This is a genomic window from Reyranella sp. CPCC 100927, from assembly GCF_007859315.1.
Taxonomy (GTDB): Bacteria; Pseudomonadota; Alphaproteobacteria; order Reyranellales; family Reyranellaceae; genus Vineibacter.
Genome location: NZ_VOHA01000002.1, coordinates 741,720 through 757,866 on the forward strand (window position 1 = coordinate 741,720; position 16,147 = coordinate 757,866).

A 16,147-nucleotide genomic window follows, 5' to 3' on the forward strand; every position below is an offset into this window, starting at 1 on the left:
CCATTCGACAAACAAACGCAAAGTTTCAAGGCGTCACTTTGTTCAAAAATTTCTCCACGTCCCTCAATTGGTCATTTTCAGTCGTTGTGACGGATAAATCGGACATAATCTGATGCCTTGCCCACGTCATTTGACGTTTTGCGTATTGGCTGGTGTTCAGCACCGCACGCTCGACAGCATCGGCGAGGCTCATCGTGCCATGCAGATGCGCGCGCAGTTCGGGAACGCCATGCGCCTTCAGCGCCGGCAGGGCGACCCCGTCCAGGGTCAGCCGGTCGAGCCGACCGCGCGCCGCCAATAGCGCTTCCAGGGCCCGTACCTCCTCGACCACGCCGCCCTGCACCATGGCGTCGAAGCGTCGCTGGTGGCGCGCACGCAGCCAGGCACGATCCGGCGCCAGCAGCACGGTGATGAACCGCCACGGCGCCGGCGGACCATCGCCGCGTTCCTGCTGCCAGGCCGTGATCGACCGTCCCGTCGCTTCCAGCACTTCCCAGGCCCGCACCTGTCGCTGCCGGTCGTTCACCGCCAACCGCGCGCCGGTCTCAGGATCGCGCGCCGACAGGCGGTCATGGAACGCCTGCGGCCCGAGCTCTTCCCACGACGCGCGGCTGGCCGCCCGTACCGAGGCGGGAATTTCGGGCATCGGCGACAGGCCGTCGGTCAGGGCCCGCAGGTAGAGCCCGCTGCCGCCCACCAGGATGGGTAACCGGCCGGCCTCATGCGCCGCGGCAATCTCGATCAGCGCCATCACGCGCCAGCGTGCCGCCGTGCCGACCTCCCGGGCCGGCAGCACGCCATAGAGCCGGTGCGGCGCGTATGATCGCTCGTCCGTCGTCGGCTGCGCCGTGATGATCGGCAGCTCGCGATAGACCTGCATCGAATCCATGTTGATGATCGTGCCGCCGCCGAAGTCGCGGCCGGCCAGCCGCAGCGACGGGCGCGTTGCGAGGGCCAGGCCCAGCGCCGACTTGCCGCTGGCCGTCGGCCCGATGATGACCAGCACCGGGTTCAACGGTCGACCTCGCCACGGATGATCAGCGCAGATTGGCGTAGTAGCCAGAGGTGCCCGGCGGCGCCGAAGGCGGCGCCACGCGCAGCCTGGACACGGCCCAGTACGCAAAGCTGTTGCTGTTGGCCGCGTTGAATTGCGCCTCGGGTGCCGGGGCATAGGGTATGCGCGAGCTGTTCAGCTCGCCGGCCAGGTCGCGCAGTCGGTTCACCAGCCATGCGCAGGTCTGGAATCCAGGCGAGGCGCCCGTCCTGACGATCGCGCCGGCTTTCAGCGGATCGCGACTCACGTCGCGCTGGCGGGCCACCAGCCAGCCCCAGCTCGGTGCTCTGCCGGTGGGATTGGCCTCGAAGGCCGCCACCCATCCGCCACCCTGCGCACTCACCAGCACGACGGCATGAAAGGGGCGCGGGGTGCCGACCCCGATCGGTTCGAAGCCGACATCGACGCCGCAGCGCGCGCCCGGCGGCGGCTGCCCCGCGGCCGGAACCGACGTCAGCAGGCCGGCCAGCAGCATCGGGAAAACACGCCACCGCATCGCGTCGATCATGACGGGAGCTCCGTTGAAGCGGGCACCATAGCACGATCACGGCAGCCCCATCTTGCAGCGGCCGGATGACGCGCGGCTTGCGCTTGTCAGTGCGGCGTCTCATTCCCATGATGCGCGCTCACCGCGAGCCCACCCACGAAGGTCGAAGACTGTAACGTTCATGGACCACGTTCTTACCCTGATCGCCGATCCCCGGCGACCTGCCGTCGATGCCGATGCGATCGCCGCGGTGCGTACGGCACTCGCCGCCGCCGGCGCAACCCCGGGCACGCCGGAGTCGCTGGCCGACGGCATTGCGGTCGACGTCCCGTTTGCGGGGCTGATGCTGGCGCCAGCGACGACGGCCGCGCGCACGGCGTTGGGCACGCGTCCCATTGACGCGATCGTCCAGCCGGCGGCGAGACGGCGCAAGGCGCTGCTGGTCGCCGACATGGAATCGACGATCATCGAGAACGAGATGCTGGACGAGCTGGCCGACTATTTCGGCCTGCGCGAACAGATCGCCGCCGTCACCGCCCGTGCCATGAACGGCGAGATCGACTTCGCCACGGCCCTGCGCGACCGCATCGGGCTGCTGAAGGGATTGAAGACAGGGCTGCTGGACGAAGCGGCGACGCGCATCCGCTACATGCCGGGCGCCGCGACCCTGATTGCCACCATGCGGGCCAACGGCGCCTATTGTGCCCTGGTCTCCGGCGGCTTCACCCATTTCACCGCCATCGTGCGGCAGCACCTGGGCTTCGATCTCGACCGCGCCAACCGGCTGCTGGCCGACGGCGATACGTTGGCCGGCGCGGTGGCCGAGCCGATCCTGGGCAAGGAGGCCAAGCTCGCCGCGCTGCAGGAACTGGCGGGTGCGCGGGGACTGACGCCGGACCAGACGCTCGCGGTCGGCGACGGCGCCAACGATCTGCCGATGCTGCAGGCAGCGGGCCTGGGCATCGCCTTTCATGCCAAGCCCACCGTCGCCGCCGCCGTCAACGCCAACGTGCGCCACGGCGACCTGACCGCTCTGCTCTACGCCCAAGGCTACAAGCAGAGCGCGTTCGTTTCTGGATAACCCGGGAGCGCGGGCGTCTCGCCCGCCCATGTCTTGGCGCTGCCGCGCCAATGCGGGCCGGAGGCCCGCGCTCCCAGGGAAGGACTACTCCACGCTCACCTTCACATCGATGTTGCCGCGCGTGGCGTTGGAGTACGGGCAGATCTGCTCGTGCGCCGTCTTCACCAGGTCCTCGGCCACGGCGCGATCGACGCCCGGCAGGCTGACGCGCAGTTCCACCTCGAGGCCGAAGCCACCCTGATCGCGCGGGCCGACGCCCACTGACGCCTTCACCGACGACTGCGGGATCGCGACCTTGCGCTGGCCGGCGACGAAACGCACCGCACTTTCGAAACAGGCAGCGTAGCCGGCGGCGAACAACTGCTCTGGGTTGGTGCCGGGCTTGGCGCCGCCGCCGAACTCCTTGGGCCGGCCCAGCTGCACGTCGAGCGCGCCGTCCGACGAACGGGCATGGCCATCGCGGCCGCCGGTGACCTCGGCATGGGCCGTGTAGATGATCTTCATGACGAACTCCTGTGGATGAGGACGTGTTGAATGCCTCTAACGCTCACAATTTAATTGTGCACAATTGAATTGTCAACCACACGATCGCGTGATAGTGATGTGGCTGTCCCGCAGTCTGCGGCCACACCATATGAAGACCATGGCGATCAAGAAATCCCTCGGCGCCGACGCACTGAAGCTCGACAGCCAGCTTTGTTTCGCGCTGTACGCCGCCTCGCGCGCGATGACGGCCGCCTATCGGCCGCTGCTGGAAACGCTGGGACTCACCTACCCGCAGTACCTGGTGATGCTGGTGCTGTGGGAGGCCGGCGGCAGCACGGTCAAGGATCTCGGCGTCGCGCTGCGTCTGGACTCCGGCACCCTGTCACCGCTGCTGAAGCGGCTGGAGGCCCTCGGCTTCATTGCGCGCCGCCGGTCGGCCGACGACGAGCGCGTTGTCGAGGTGGTACCGACCGAGGCCGGCACGGCGCTGAAGCAGCGCGCCCTCTCCATACCGCACGAACTGGCGTGCCGCGTCGGCCTGAACGAGCGCGATATCGCCGCCTTGCGCGCCGAACTGCATCGCCTCGAGAACACGCTTTCGGTGTCGTGAGACCGCCCGGCGCCCGGTGAGACGCGGGGTCAGGCGCGCCGCACGACCAGCGTCGCGGCGATCATGTCATGCAGGGCGCGCTTGCGGCTGGTAAACGCCGCCATGACATAGCCGATCGCCAGGATGAGGCCGGAGAGATACTTGGCGAACCGCCGGCCGCCGACCGCCCCAGGGTGAGGCGGCTGCCGTCGGCGGCGACGACACGCACACCGACCGCCATTTTGCCCAGCGTTGCGCCGCGGGCCGAGCGCAGCATCAGGACCTCATAGATCCAGCCGCCGATGATGGCGAGGGGCACGCCGATGATGGTGAGCGGAAAGATCGTGTAGAGCGCGAAGGCAAAGGCAAGCCCCGGCAGCTCGCCCCAATCGACGCGATCGGAAAGCTTGAGGGCGGCGGCGACGCCGTAGATGGCAATGAGAAGCGCGATGACGCCGCCGATGATCGCAGCATCGATAACTGCAGCCACGAACCGCAACCAGAAGCCGGCCGGCGGCAAATCGGCCGCGGTGGAGCCGGCGATTGCCGCAGTGGGCAGCTCGTGCCGGGCGTGCGACATAGCCTGATCACTTCCCCTTTCTTCCCGTACTCGATGTCTGAGCGGAGTGAAGGAGGCGATTCCACCCTGCCCCGCCTGCGCGAGGACAAGGAATGACCGTCATTGCTGCACCAGTTCTACACGGCGGTTCTTGGCGCGGCCATCCTCCGTCGCGTTGGACGTCACCGGCGCCAGTGGGCCCAGGCCACGCGCTGTCAGGCGCGCTGCGGCAATGCCGTACTGCATCGCCAGCGCCCGTACCACCGCCTCGGCGCGACGCTGCGAGAGGCCGACGTTGTAGTCCAGCGCACCCTGGTTGTCGGTGTGGCCGGCGATATACACCTTCAGGCCGGGATTGGCCTGCAGCAGCTTCGCCATCTCCTCCAGCTGCGGCTTGGACTCCGGCTTGATGTCGGCCTTGTCGAAGTCGAAATAGATGCCGTAGATCGCCTGCTTGCCGTCGCGACCCAGGTTCATCGCCATCTCCGGCGCCTGCACCGTCACCATGCGCTTCTCCATGGTGCCGCTCTCCACCACATCGACGAACACCGCGACGCGCCCGCCCGCCGTCGGGTTGGCGACGTTGTCCTGGTGGGCAGTAAAGACGATCACGTGCACTGGTCCCTGCGGACGGTCGAGCTTCACGACCAGCAGGCGTTGGTCGACGACGTTGGCGCTGAAGGCGAACTCCGTCACCTGGCTATCCGTCAGCTGCCGGCTGGGATTGAATTCCAGGAACGGCAATTCGATCGAGTCACCACACGTGTCGCGGCTGCATTCGAACAGCGTCTTGAAGCCATCGGCCAGCAGCGCTTCCTTGTAGTTGCGCATGACTTCCAGCGACGTGCGCTTCGGGGGCGCGACATAGAGCAGCCGTGTGCGCGCGCCCTCGGCGGCATCGACCCGCTCGAAGCGGCGTTTCTCCACGCCGGGATTCACCGATGGACCCATCGGGATATCCACCTCGGCGAAGCGATCGGTCTTGTAGCCGATGATCAGCGAGCCTTCGTAACGCGGCACCAGCGGGTGATCCTTCGAACCGGCGATGTCGCGCGTGATCGGTGCCGGCTGCGCCGACGCGATGACGGCCGGTATCGCCACCAGCAGCCCGGCGAGAACCGCGACAAGCAACCTGCGCTGCAAGGCAAAACCAGAGAACAACATCGTTCCGTACTCTCCATTGCGTTCACGCGTCATCCGCCCTGGCCTGCGCGAAGCCGCCCACCCGCAGGCGGCCGGCAGCGCATACGACTCTGTGAAGGCGCGTCACCTGAAGCCAGTCCATAGCAACCGGCCGCGCCTTGGGGCTCGGACTGCAGCGACACATTGCGGCGCTTTTCACCGGCGCCCGGACCGACTGGCCCTCTGCGACAGTCGTGGCAACGCCGATCACCAGCAAACAGTCCGCGCACCTCGGACGGTGTGACGCCATAGCGACGTCGGAAGGTCCGATTGAAGTACGACAAGTCGTTGAAACCTGCGCCAAAAGCCGCGTCGCAGATGGTGCGATCATCTGTCTTCGTACCGACGAGCAGCCAATAGGCGTATGCCAAGCGCCGGCCGAGCACGAAACCGGTAAACGTCAGGGTCTCTCGTTCAAAGAGCCTTTGCACAGACCGGAAGGACAGACCGTGCCGCGCCGCGACCGCAGACAAGCTCACGTCACCATGAATGAGATTCATGTCGACGTCCGCCTTGATCGCGATAAGCCGTGCCACAGCCACGCCACGACGACCGATATGCACTACCAAGTCTCCATCGCACCAACACGCGAATGCCGTGACCAACCGCACGGCGTGCCCAAGGCGCTCCGATACGTAGTGCCGGTGCGGGAAAACCAAAGCGGCGTGGGTGATCACTGTACGAATTTCAGCAGCCCTGATCGGGCAGCAGCAGGCTTGATCGGCGCCGCATCGCTCGACGCGACGTCGCCGCATTGCGGCGGATGCCCTGCGAATGTCGCGCCGGTCCAAGATCGCGACAGATGTTACGCATACCGTTGGTCGTGTCCGGATCTTCCAACCGGAACGCCACCAACGTCTGTGTTCGTGGCACGCGACGCCTGATCGGCGTGGCGCCGTCATATCGCGTTGCATATGGCATGTCGCATCCGTCCAAGATCGCAACGGGCAGCGCGCATACCGTTCTGTCGTCGCGTGTCCGGACTCTTTCTGGTCCGCAGCAGCGCCGGCGTCGACGACAGCGGCGAGCGCGGAACGCCAGGCTTTGTCAGGAGGTGTTCATGGATCGAAGATTCGCGTGGGCTGTTGTCATATCGCCTCCTGTAAGCGGCGCGTTGACGAACGTATTTCTTGAGATTCTCACCTTATTCACAACAGTCCGCGACTGTTGGGCTCCTGCTCCTCTATGCGACTACAACCAGACGCTGCACCTCCGCGTCGCCGCTCATTCGGCGATGATGGGGCTGGCCTTCGGTATGATCGTGGGCACTCCACTCATGGCGTCGCTGGGCAGGCTCCTGATCGGCCGGCTGCAGGCGATTGGCTACAAACGACTGCGGCACTATGTAATCACCGGTATAGGTTGCGGCCTGCTCGTGTCATTGGTGTTCAACTTCGGGATACCGGATCCATCGCGGACGCAGAGCAGTCTCATGGCGGGCTCTATCGTCTTTACCCCTCTCGCCTTCGCCGTGGCTTGGCTGATCCTGCGCCCCGACCGGGCGCGAACGACGCAGTGACGGACGTCCGGATTTCGGATGGACGCCAAGCCCGATCGCCATCAGATACCGCTGCTCATGATCATACTCCCCCACTTCGGCTCGCGGCTGCGCCGTATCCGGCGCCTGCGTGGCCTCAAGCAAGCGTACATTGCCCACCTCGCCGGCGTTGTCCAAACGACGGTTTCCCGTTGGGAAGCTGGTGAGATTCAACCCGATGAGCGTGTTGCCAACAGCATCCTGCTTGCGCTTTCCAGATCTTCGACCGATGACCGGGCGCTTCGAACGCTGGTTGAGAGCGCGACCATCGTCGCGCACCTCGTCACGGATGTGGATCATCGACTGCTTGCGGCGTCTCCAGGCCGGATTGCCGAATGGCAGCGAGACCCGGTCGACCTGCTGGGGCATTCGCTCTGGCGATTTGCCACCGAACCCATCGTCGCCGCCGAGACATCACTGGACAGCATCGGATGGTGGGAGAACCCGGTCCCGGCGCCGGTCGAGGTCGTGACCGGTACCCGCGACGAAGGCGACCTGCGGATCCTGCCGAGCCGAATGACCTGGGAGCGGATCTATCTCGCCGACGGCACGCCGGCGCGGCTCTGCATCAGCGTCCCCGTGACGGCGGCCCCCTGACGCATACGATATGCGCAGACTTGGACGGTTCGGTTCGTTACATCGGCGGCATGAACGGCCATCAGTCCCCTCATCCTCCTGACACATGGCTGTCGCAGATCGCGCCGCGTCTGGCGGCTCAGATGCGCTTCCTGATCGAAGCCGACCGCCTGAAAACGGTCATTCGAGGATCCCGGATCGCGGATGGCTCGCGGCACGAGAACGTGGCCGAACACTCCTGGCATCTTGCGCTGTTCGCCATGCTCCTCGGCGAGTGGGCTGCCGAACCCGTCGACGCGTGTCGGGTCATTCAGATGCTCATCGTGCATGACCTCGTGGAAATCGAATGTGGCGACACGCCGTTGTTCGATGCCGCGCAGTCGCAGACCCAGGCCGAGCGGGAAGCGGCGGCGGCGGAAAAACTGTTCGCCATCCTGCCGCGCGATCAGGAAGAACGGCTTCGTGCACTGTGGACGGAGTTCGAGGCCGCGGCGACCCCGGATGCCCGGTTCGCGAAATCCATTGATCGCCTCCAACCCATTCTCTTGAATCACCTGGTACAGGGCGGCACGTGGAGCGACTTTGATGTCGACGAGCGCCGCGAGCGCATGTTCGCGGCTCGCATCGCCCACGGCGCACCCGCTCTTTGGGACATGACGGACAAGCTTCTCGTCGAAGCCGTTCGCGCCGGCTGGTTGCGCACGGCACCGGAAGAGAGCTCCTGACCGGCGCCCTCTCATGTCCGACGTCCTGAACACCTTGCGCTGCCAGGTTGCAGCACATTGGCGGCTGCACGCCACGCCGATGGTCCACGGGCGACGGGATGACGGGGTCGCGGTCTGTCGCCTGACAGGGCCCAAGAACCACGGCGGTATCACCATATCGCCACCGCCCGGTTACGTCGTCATATCTCACTGGCTCAAGCGATTGCGAATGCGCATGCTGGTCAACGACGCGCTCGTGACCAGTGATCAGCTGGCCAGCGGTGCAAACGTCGTGGTCAGAGCCGGTGAGATTGCCCGGGCGACACTGTTTGACGCTTTTGACGTGGTCCAAACCTACATTCCGGCATGTCACTTTGATGAAATCGCATCCGGGCATGCGTCCGCGCCGGTGCGCCTGCCCAGGCTGTTCAACGACCACGAAACCTCCCGGGTGATGGCTCTGATGACAACGTCCATCGAGGCCGCCAACACGGATTGCTACACACCATTGCTCGTCGAATCGCTCGGCCGTTCCCTGACCATCCTCCTGGCGAAGCGGCTCTTCATCGAGCAGCGGCCACGGGGCGCTACACATCGGGGTGGTTTGACAGGGGCGCGATTGGAACGGGCAAAAAGCTTCGTGGCTGCACACTACGGGACAAGGATCACCGTGTCCGAGATCGCCCGCGCGGCCGGCTACTCGCCGTACCATTTTGCCCGATCATTCAAAATGACGACTGGAATGACGCCGTTTCGCTACATCCAATCGGTGCGGCTCGATAAGGCCAAGGAGATGCTGTTGAACTCGTATGCGTCGCTGAACGAGATTGCGGTCCGCTGCGGGTTTTCCGATGGCGAGTCGTTCTCGCAGTTCTTCCGGCGCGTTCAGGGGATTCGTCCCGGGATCTACCGACAGACGCTGCGCTAACGTCAGGTCATGTGAGGAAGCGGTGTGACTCGGGACTGTCATCCCGAGCGCAGCGAGGGATCTTTGATGCAGGCGCACCCCGTGCGTCACTCGCAGAAGATCCCTCGCTGCGTTCGGGATGACAGCTGTATCACTGACGAGTGCTTCCTATTGCTGCACCAGCTCCACGCGGCGGTTTTTGGCGCGGCCATCCTCCGTCGCGTTGGACGTCACCGGCGCCAGCGGGCCCAGACCGCGCGCCGTCAGGCGCGCCGCGGCGATCCCATACTGGGTCGTGAGCGCGCGCACGACGGCTTCGGCGCGGCGCTGCGAGAGGCCGACATTGTAATCCAGCGCACCCTGGTTGTCGGTGTGGCCGGCGATATACACCTTGAGCCCGGGATTGGCCTGCAACAGCTTTGCCATCTCCTCCAACTGCGGCTTCGACTCGGGCTTGATGTCGGCCTTGTCGAAATCGAAGTAGATGCCGTAGATCGCCTGCTTGCCGTCGCGTCCCAGATTCGTCGCCATCTCCGGCGCCTGCACCGTCACCATGCGCTTCTCCATGGTGCCGCTCTCGACGATATCGACAAACACCGCGACGCGATTGCCGGCGGTCGGATTGGCGACGTTGTCCTGGTGCGCGGCAAAGACGATCACGTGCACCGGCCCCTGCGGACGGTCGAGCTTCACCACCAGCATGCGCTGGTCGATGACGTTGGCGCTGTAGGCGAACTCCATCACCTGGTTGGCGGTCAACTGACGGCTGGGGTTGAATTCCAGGAACGGCCGCTCGATCGAGTCGCCGCACTTGTCGCGGCTGCACTCGAACAGCGTCTTGAAGCCGCCGGCCAGCAGCGCTTCCTTGTAGTTGCGCATCACCTCCAGCGACGTGCGCTCCAGGGGCGCGACATAGAGCAGCCGCGTGCGCGCGCCCTCGGCGGCGTCAACCCGCTCGAAGTGCCGCTTCTCCACGCCGGGATTCACCGATGGCCCCATCGGGATATCCACTTCGGCGAAACGGTCGGTCTTGTAGCCGATGATCAACGAGCCTTCGTAACGCGGCACCAGCGGGTGATCCTTCGAACCGGCGATGTCACGCGTGATCGGTGCCGGCTGCGCCAGCGCCGCACCGGCAAACGCCAACAATCCCGCGCTCGCCATGCTCAGGACACGGCGGACAGCGCGCAGGGTGAAAGGCATCGAGACCTCCAAGGTGAGCAATTACTCATCTGCCATAGATATGCGGAAAATTCCACTCCCGTTTGTGCCGCGATGCGACCGCCGCCGCGCGCCATGGACCCATCACGGCCCGGCCGCTATGACGGCGCACCTATCGGAGGACTCCATGACGCAGACAACCCAGATCGTGCTGGCCAAACGCCCGCAGGGCGCCGTGACGGACGATTGTTTCCGCATCGAACGACAGGCGCTGCCGGCACTCGGCGACAACCAGGTCCTGGTACGCTCACTCTACCTGTCGCTCGACCCCTACATGCGGCCGCGCATGACGGAGCTGCGCTCCTACACGCCGCCGTTCGAACTCGACCGGCCGCTGACCGGCGGCAGCGTGGGCGAGATCGTGGAGTCACGGAACCCGAAATTTGCTGCCGGCGACGTCGTGGTCGGCATGCTCGACTGGGCCACGCACACGGTTCACGACGGCCGCGGCCTGCGCAAGATCGATCGCGATGCCGCCCCGCTGCCGGCGCACCTGGGTATCCTCGGCATGCCCGGCTACACCGCCTATCATGGCATGCTGCGCATGGGCCAACCCCAATCAGGCGAGACGGTGTTCGTATCCGCCGCCACCGGCGCCGTGGGACAGCTGGCGGGCCAGCTCGCCAAGCTCAAGGGCGCCCGCGTGGTTGGCTGCGCCGGCGACGATGCCAAGTGCGCCTACGCCACGCGCGAGCTGGGTTACGACGCCTGCTTCAATCACCGCAGCGAAACCGACTACGGCGCGGCGCTCGACAAGCTCTGTCCCGGCGGCATCGACGTCGATTTCGAGAATGTCGGCGGCGCCATTTTCCACGCCGTGTTCGCGCGCATGAAGGATTTCGGCCGCATGGTGATGTGCGGCGCCATCTCGGAATATCAGGACAGCACGCCGCAACCCGGGCCGGAGAAGATGTTCGGTATCGTGCAACGCCGCCTGCGCATCGAGGGCTTCATCATCTCCGACCACACCGCCGGCATGGGCGAGTTCGTCACCGAGGTCGGTGCCCTGCTGAAGGCCGGCAAGATCCGCAACCGCGAGACCGTGGTCGATGGCCTCGAGCAGGCACCCCGCGCCTTCATCGGCCTGCTGCAGGGCACGAATTTCGGCAAGCTGGTGGTGAAGGTGTAGTCCCTCACAGCGAAGTGAGTTTCCTGGGAGCGCGGGCGTCCCGCCCGCTCATGTCAGGCGAAAGCGCCGCTTTCGCCTGATGCGGGCCGGAGGCCCGCGCTCCCAGGAATGATGTGTGAACCCGACAACCACGCAGTCGGGGTGCCCCGATGCGCGGGGCGGAAAACAAAAACGGCGCCGGAGGCCATCCGGCGCCGTTTTGCTGTACCTGTCGGGACTAATTCTGGAACCGCAGCGCGACGAAACGCGGATCGCCTTTGGACTCGACCAGCAGGACGGCTGCCTTCTTCTTCTGATCCTGCAATTCCTTGACCTTGTTCTGAACGTCGGTCGGCGAGGTGACCTCGGTCTGAGCGACCTCCAGGATCAGGTCGCCGACCTTGATGCCCTTCTCTGCCGCCGGGCTTCCCTCGGTGACCTTGACCACGACCACGCCCTTCTGCGCGTTCTGCAGGCCGTGCTTCTCGCGCAGCGTGTCGGTCAGGCGCGCCACGGTGATGCCGAACGGCTCGATGGTCCCGGGCGGTTCAGCCTCCTTGGGCGCCGGCCCCTTGCCGCCCTTGGCTGCGGCTTGCTGCTTGTCGCCGTCTTCCAGTTCGCCGACCTTGAGCTTGAGCGTCTGGCGCTTGCCGCCACGCATGACCACCACATCGACGGTCTCGCCGACCTTGGACTCGGCGACGATCCGCGGCAGCTTCTTGGAGTCCGGAACGTCCTTGCCATCGAAGCTCAGCACCACATCGCGCTGCTTCAGGCCGGATTTCTCAGCCGGACCGTTGGGCGTGACACCGGCGACCAGGGCACCGCGCGGCTTGTCCAGCCCGAATGACTCGGCCATGTCCTCGGAGATGCTCTGGATCTGCACACCGATCCAGCCGCGCCGCACGCGACCGAATTCGCGCAGCTGCGACACCAGCGGCGAGGCCATGTTCGAGGGGATGGCGAAGCCGATACCCAGGCTGGTCCCGGTCGGCGAGTAGATCGCCGTGTTGATGCCGATCACCTCGCCGTCCATGTTGAACAGCGGACCGCCCGAGTTGCCCTTGTTGATGGCAGCATCGGTCTGAATGTAGTCGTCGTACGCGCCGCCGATATCGCGTGAGCGTGCCGACACGATACCGGCCGTCACCGTGCCGCCCAGCCCGAACGGGTTGCCGATCGCCACCACCCAGTCGCCGATCCGCGACTTCTCTGAATCGCCGAATTTCACGAACGGCATCGGCTTGCGATTGGGCGGCTCCACCTTCAGGACGGCGATGTCCACCTTGCTGTCGCGCGCCACCAGCTTGGCCTTGAGCTGGGTGTCGTCATGCAGCAGCACGGTGATCTCATCGGCACCGTCGATGACGTGGTTGTTGGTGACGATGTAACCGGTCGGATCGATGATGAAGCCCGAGCCCAGGGACGTACCCCGGCGCGGACGGTCGGGTCGGTTGCCGCCACGATCGCCGAAGAAGTCCCGGAACAGATCCTCCAGGGGCGATCCCGGCGGCGGTTGCGGCATGTCGCCCCGACGGCGCTCCGCCGGCACCTGCTGCGTGGTGGCGATGTTGACCACCGCCGGCAACAGCCGCTCCGCCATGTCGGCGAAGCTGGCCGGCGCATCGCGCGCCTCAGCCGGTGGTGACAGGACCGGTATCGGCGCTGCCCACAGGACCGCAGCCGTTGCGAGGACGGCCATCCCGGGGCACGCCGCACGGACACTCCGTGCGATTCCCGTGAAGGAAGCCGCAAAAGAAGGAATTGCCACGCTCTTCACGATCTGCCTCCGAAGGTTTCCGGCCAAGCCGCGGGGTCTGGGCCAAGGCGGAAACGCGACGAAATCTGCTTCAACGATCATTTACATGCGGGGCGAGGATGGCGCAAATGCGGCGAGCGTCCGGATCGGTGGAAGACGATAAATACCGCGTGACAGTGACATTCCTGCAACGATGTGCCCCGATCACGCGATGGTCGCGGCACCGTTCATGCCAGATGCGACTTCGTTGCCCTGATTGAAACGCGACGAGGGACCCAGGGTTGCCCTGGATCCCTCGTTGCGTTCGGGATGACAAGAGACCAGGCCCTCCCTGTAAGCGGGAGGGCCGGATGCAATCACCCTATTTCGGGGCCTGCGGCGGCTGGCCGTTGATCGTCCCGAAGTACTTGAAAAAGTCACTGTCGGGCGTCAGCACCATCGTGGTGCTGTTGGCGCCCAGCGCCTGGCGGTAGGCCTCCATCGACCGGTAAAAGGCGAAGAACTGCGGATCGCGGCCGAACGCGTCGGCGTAGATCTTGATCGCCAGGGCGTCGCCCTCGCCGCGCGAGGTCTCGGCCTTCTTGCGCCCCTCCGACAAGAGCACGATCCGCTCGCGGTCGGCGCCAGCCCGGATGCGCTGGCTCTCCTCGTCGCCTTCGGCGCGCAGCTGACGGGCTTCCTGCTCGCGCTGCGTGCGCATGCGGCTGAAGACGGCCTCCGAGTTTTCCCGCGGCAGGTCGGCGCGCTTGATGCGCACGTCGACGATGCGCACGCCATACTCGCGCAGCGCCGGCTCCTGCACGAAGGCCGTAATGTCCTTCATCAGCTGGCCGCGGCGCTCGGACAGCACGGCCTGCAGCGGCACCGTGCCCAGCTCGCGCCGGATGTTGCCGTTGATCAGGTTGCCGAGCTGCGAACGGAAGGTCGCCTCGACGTTGCTGGTCGCCTGGTAGTACTTCAGCGGATCCTCGATGCGATAGCGGGCGAAGGCATCGACCACCAACCGCTTCTGATCGCCGGCGATCAGCTCGAATTCCTCGGCCTCGATATAGAGGAGCCGTTTGTCGATCTTCACGACGTCTTCCCAAGGCCACTTGAAGTAGAGGCCGGGTTCGACGCGCGGCTTGCCCTTGACGGCACCGAAGGCGGTCACAAGGGCCTGTTTGGTCGGGTCGATGACGAAGAACGACATCTGGACCAGCAGTGCCAGCACCACCAGCACCACGGCCAGAGCGATTGCTTTGGTGCTGTTCATCGCGAGGCTCCCGGGTTGGCCGGTGCCGCCGCCGGCGGCGTGGTGGCACGCTTCTGGAGTTCAGGCAGCGGCAGATACGGCACGACGCCGTTGCCGCCCTTGTCGAGCAGCACCTTGTTCACGCCGCGCAGCACTTCCTCCATGGTTTCCAGATAGATGCGCTGCAAGGTGACGTCCTTGGCCAGCGAATACTGCTGGTAGACCGACACGAAGCGCTGCGCATCGCCCTGCGCCCGGTTGACGACCTCGGTACGATAGCCTTCGGCCGCCTGCACCAGGGCTTCCGATTCACCCTTGGCCCGCGGCACGATCTCGTTGCGGTAGCCGGTGGCCTCGTTGATCTTGCGTTCCTTGTCGGCGCGCGCCGCCTGTACGTCGCGGAACTGGGCGATCACCTGCTGCGGCGGGTCGATCTGGCGCAGGGCCAAGCCGACAATCCGGATACCAGCGTCGTAGCTGTCCAGCATGCGCTGGATCTCGTCGCGCGCATCCTCCTGGATGCGGTTGCGGCCCTCGGTCAGCGCGAACTGCAGCTGCGAGCGGCCGATGACCTGGCGCATCGCCGATTCGGCGGCGGCCTTCACGGTCTCATCGGGATTGGGCGGATTGTTGAACACGAATTTGTAGATGTCCTGGACCTGCCAGAAGATCACGAAACCCATGTCCAGGATGTTTTCGTCTGATGTCAGCATCAGGTTTTCGGTGGTGACCGCCCGCGTCGGCCCGCCGCGCGAGCCCGGCAACGGGCGCGAATCGCCCCCCGATGCCGAGCCGACGGTGATCGAACGCTGGTTGGTCACGTCGACCTTGATCACGCGGCCGATCGGCGCCGGCAGGTTGTAACGCAGGCCTTCGCCCTGGGGCGGCCCGTTGGGCCGGCCGAACACCAGTTCGATCGCCTGCTGGTTGGTCTCGACCCGGTAGAAGCCGGTCAGCAGCCAGCCGACGACGACCACCAGCGCCACCAGGATCAGGCCGCGCGCCGATCCCATGCCGCCCGGCAGCAGATTCTTCAGGCGGTCCTGGCCCTTGCGCAAAACATCTTCGAGATCAGGCGGCCTCGATGGACCACCGCGACCGCCGCCCCGGCCGCCGCCGCCCCAGGGGCCGCCGCCGCCACCGCCGCCGCCACCCCATGGACCGCCGCCACCACCATTATTGCTCCAGGGCATCAGTACCTCTCGCTGTCGTCACCACCCGGCCCGGTTTCACGGTGTTTCCTTTTCTTTCCGGCCCGGCTGCATATATGACAGGCGCGACGCGGGCGCAACGCGAGGGCGTTCCGCCAAGCCGTTGCCCTGCCATCACATGTCGACTCGATGTTGGGGCTTTTCAAGCGTCGGGGGAAGCACCATGGCAGAAATTGACCGCAAGGCAGTGGAAGGGGCGTTGGCCGGCGTTGCCGCCCCCGATGGCGGCGGCAACGTCGTGGCCGCCGGCCTGATCGACGGAATCGCGACCCGCGGCGGGCATGTGCAGTTCGCACTCAAGGTCAATCCGGCCCTGGGAACCCGCTTGGAACAGTTGCGGCTGGCCTGCGAAGCCGCCGTCAAGGCGCTGCCGGGCGTGCAGTCGGTCACCGCCGTGATGACGGCCGAACGGCCGGCCGCCGCCGCGGCGCCGGCGCGCGCGCCCGCCGGGC

Annotated in this window: 18 protein-coding genes; 8 read left to right on the forward strand and 10 right to left on the reverse strand. The window is 65.7% G+C overall.

The window, feature by feature from the left end; genetic code table 11:
* Positions 1 to 25: 25 nt before the first annotated feature.
* Together miaA and FQU96_RS42605 are read right to left on the reverse strand one after the other, a co-directional pair.
* Complete coding sequence (gene miaA, locus FQU96_RS09540) at positions 26 to 1,006, reverse strand: tRNA (adenosine(37)-N6)-dimethylallyltransferase MiaA (RefSeq protein ID WP_255467932.1); 981 nt, start codon at positions 1,004 to 1,006, stop codon at positions 26 to 28.
* 31 nt (positions 1,007 to 1,037) lie between these two features.
* Positions 1,038 to 1,562, reverse strand: a complete 525-nt coding sequence (locus FQU96_RS42605) for a hypothetical protein (RefSeq protein ID WP_178130410.1) — start codon at positions 1,560 to 1,562, stop codon at positions 1,038 to 1,040.
* A gap of 160 nt (positions 1,563 to 1,722) precedes the next feature.
* Here FQU96_RS42605 and serB point away from each other — a divergent pair, with 160 nt between their 5' ends.
* Positions 1,723 to 2,622 (forward strand): phosphoserine phosphatase SerB, encoded by a 900-nt coding sequence (serB, locus tag FQU96_RS09545; RefSeq protein WP_146540621.1) that lies wholly within the window; start codon positions 1,723 to 1,725, stop codon positions 2,620 to 2,622.
* Between the two features lie 84 nt (positions 2,623 to 2,706).
* Here the strand turns inward: serB and FQU96_RS09550 are convergent, their stop codons facing one another.
* Positions 2,707 to 3,126: an organic hydroperoxide resistance protein gene (locus FQU96_RS09550; RefSeq protein WP_146540622.1), complete on the reverse strand. Its 420-nt coding sequence runs from the start codon at positions 3,124 to 3,126 to the stop codon at positions 2,707 to 2,709.
* 139 nt (positions 3,127 to 3,265) lie between these two features.
* Here FQU96_RS09550 and FQU96_RS09555 point away from each other — a divergent pair, with 139 nt between their 5' ends.
* Positions 3,266 to 3,718, forward strand: a complete 453-nt coding sequence (locus FQU96_RS09555) for a MarR family winged helix-turn-helix transcriptional regulator (protein WP_146540623.1) — start codon at positions 3,266 to 3,268, stop codon at positions 3,716 to 3,718.
* Between the two features lie 61 nt (positions 3,719 to 3,779).
* On the opposite strand, the gene FQU96_RS09560 is transcribed toward FQU96_RS09555, so the two are convergent.
* The 3 genes from FQU96_RS09560 to FQU96_RS42145 form a co-directional block, all read right to left on the reverse strand.
* The gene (locus tag FQU96_RS09560) at positions 3,780 to 4,277 is read right to left on the reverse strand and encodes an RDD family protein (RefSeq protein ID WP_146540624.1); all 498 of its coding nucleotides are present in this window, start codon (positions 4,275 to 4,277) and stop codon (positions 3,780 to 3,782) included.
* A 99-nt stretch (positions 4,278 to 4,376) separates the two neighbouring features.
* Positions 4,377 to 5,420 carry an OmpA family protein gene (locus FQU96_RS09565; RefSeq protein ID WP_178130411.1) on the reverse strand — a complete coding sequence of 348 codons (1,044 nt, stop codon included), beginning with the start codon at positions 5,418 to 5,420 and terminating at the stop codon, positions 4,377 to 4,379.
* A 29-nt stretch (positions 5,421 to 5,449) separates the two neighbouring features.
* Positions 5,450 to 6,001 (reverse strand): helix-turn-helix transcriptional regulator, encoded by a 552-nt coding sequence (locus tag FQU96_RS42145; protein WP_178130412.1) that lies wholly within the window; start codon positions 5,999 to 6,001, stop codon positions 5,450 to 5,452.
* 497 nt (positions 6,002 to 6,498) lie between these two features.
* On the opposite strand from FQU96_RS42145, the gene FQU96_RS09575 reads away from it, so the two are divergent.
* From FQU96_RS09575 to FQU96_RS09590, 4 genes are read left to right on the forward strand one after another with little or no spacing between them, the layout of a single operon-like run.
* Positions 6,499 to 6,957 (forward strand): hypothetical protein, encoded by a 459-nt coding sequence (locus FQU96_RS09575; protein ID WP_146540627.1) that lies wholly within the window; start codon positions 6,499 to 6,501, stop codon positions 6,955 to 6,957.
* 18 nt (positions 6,958 to 6,975) lie between these two features.
* On the forward strand, positions 6,976 to 7,572 hold the full coding sequence (locus tag FQU96_RS09580; RefSeq protein WP_146540628.1) for a helix-turn-helix transcriptional regulator: 597 nt from the start codon (positions 6,976 to 6,978) through the stop codon (positions 7,570 to 7,572).
* 20 nt (positions 7,573 to 7,592) lie between these two features.
* Positions 7,593 to 8,276, forward strand: a complete 684-nt coding sequence (locus FQU96_RS09585; RefSeq protein WP_218574658.1) for an HD domain-containing protein — start codon at positions 7,593 to 7,595, stop codon at positions 8,274 to 8,276.
* Positions 8,277 to 8,289: 13 nt separating this feature from the next.
* Entirely contained in the window at positions 8,290 to 9,183 is an 894-nt protein-coding gene (locus tag FQU96_RS09590; RefSeq protein ID WP_146540629.1) for a helix-turn-helix domain-containing protein, read from the forward strand.
* A 147-nt stretch (positions 9,184 to 9,330) separates the two neighbouring features.
* On the opposite strand, the gene FQU96_RS09595 is transcribed toward FQU96_RS09590, so the two are convergent.
* Positions 9,331 to 10,365: an OmpA family protein gene (locus FQU96_RS09595; protein ID WP_146540630.1), complete on the reverse strand. Its 1,035-nt coding sequence runs from the start codon at positions 10,363 to 10,365 to the stop codon at positions 9,331 to 9,333.
* Between the two features lie 145 nt (positions 10,366 to 10,510).
* Between FQU96_RS09595 and FQU96_RS09600 the strand changes: the two genes are divergently transcribed.
* Entirely contained in the window at positions 10,511 to 11,512 is a 1,002-nt protein-coding gene (locus FQU96_RS09600; protein ID WP_146540631.1) for an NADP-dependent oxidoreductase, read from the forward strand.
* A 217-nt stretch (positions 11,513 to 11,729) separates the two neighbouring features.
* Here the strand turns inward: FQU96_RS09600 and FQU96_RS09605 are convergent, their stop codons facing one another.
* The 3 genes from FQU96_RS09605 to hflK all read right to left on the reverse strand — a co-directional run bounded on the left by FQU96_RS09605 (position 11,730) and on the right by hflK (position 15,677).
* The gene (locus FQU96_RS09605) at positions 11,730 to 13,193 is read right to left on the reverse strand and encodes a DegQ family serine endoprotease (RefSeq protein ID WP_146540632.1); all 1,464 of its coding nucleotides are present in this window, start codon (positions 13,191 to 13,193) and stop codon (positions 11,730 to 11,732) included.
* A 418-nt stretch (positions 13,194 to 13,611) separates the two neighbouring features.
* Positions 13,612 to 14,505 carry a protease modulator HflC gene (hflC, locus tag FQU96_RS09610; protein WP_146540633.1) on the reverse strand — a complete coding sequence of 298 codons (894 nt, stop codon included), beginning with the start codon at positions 14,503 to 14,505 and terminating at the stop codon, positions 13,612 to 13,614.
* Positions 14,502 to 15,677, reverse strand: a complete 1,176-nt coding sequence (gene hflK / locus FQU96_RS09615) for an FtsH protease activity modulator HflK (protein ID WP_146540634.1) — start codon at positions 15,675 to 15,677, stop codon at positions 14,502 to 14,504. Before hflK ends, hflC begins: the two co-directional genes overlap by 4 nt.
* 181 nt (positions 15,678 to 15,858) lie before the next feature.
* On the opposite strand from hflK, the gene FQU96_RS09620 reads away from it, so the two are divergent.
* A partial coding sequence (locus tag FQU96_RS09620; RefSeq protein WP_178130413.1) for an iron-sulfur cluster assembly protein occupies positions 15,859 to 16,147 on the forward strand: 289 nt, incomplete at its 3' end.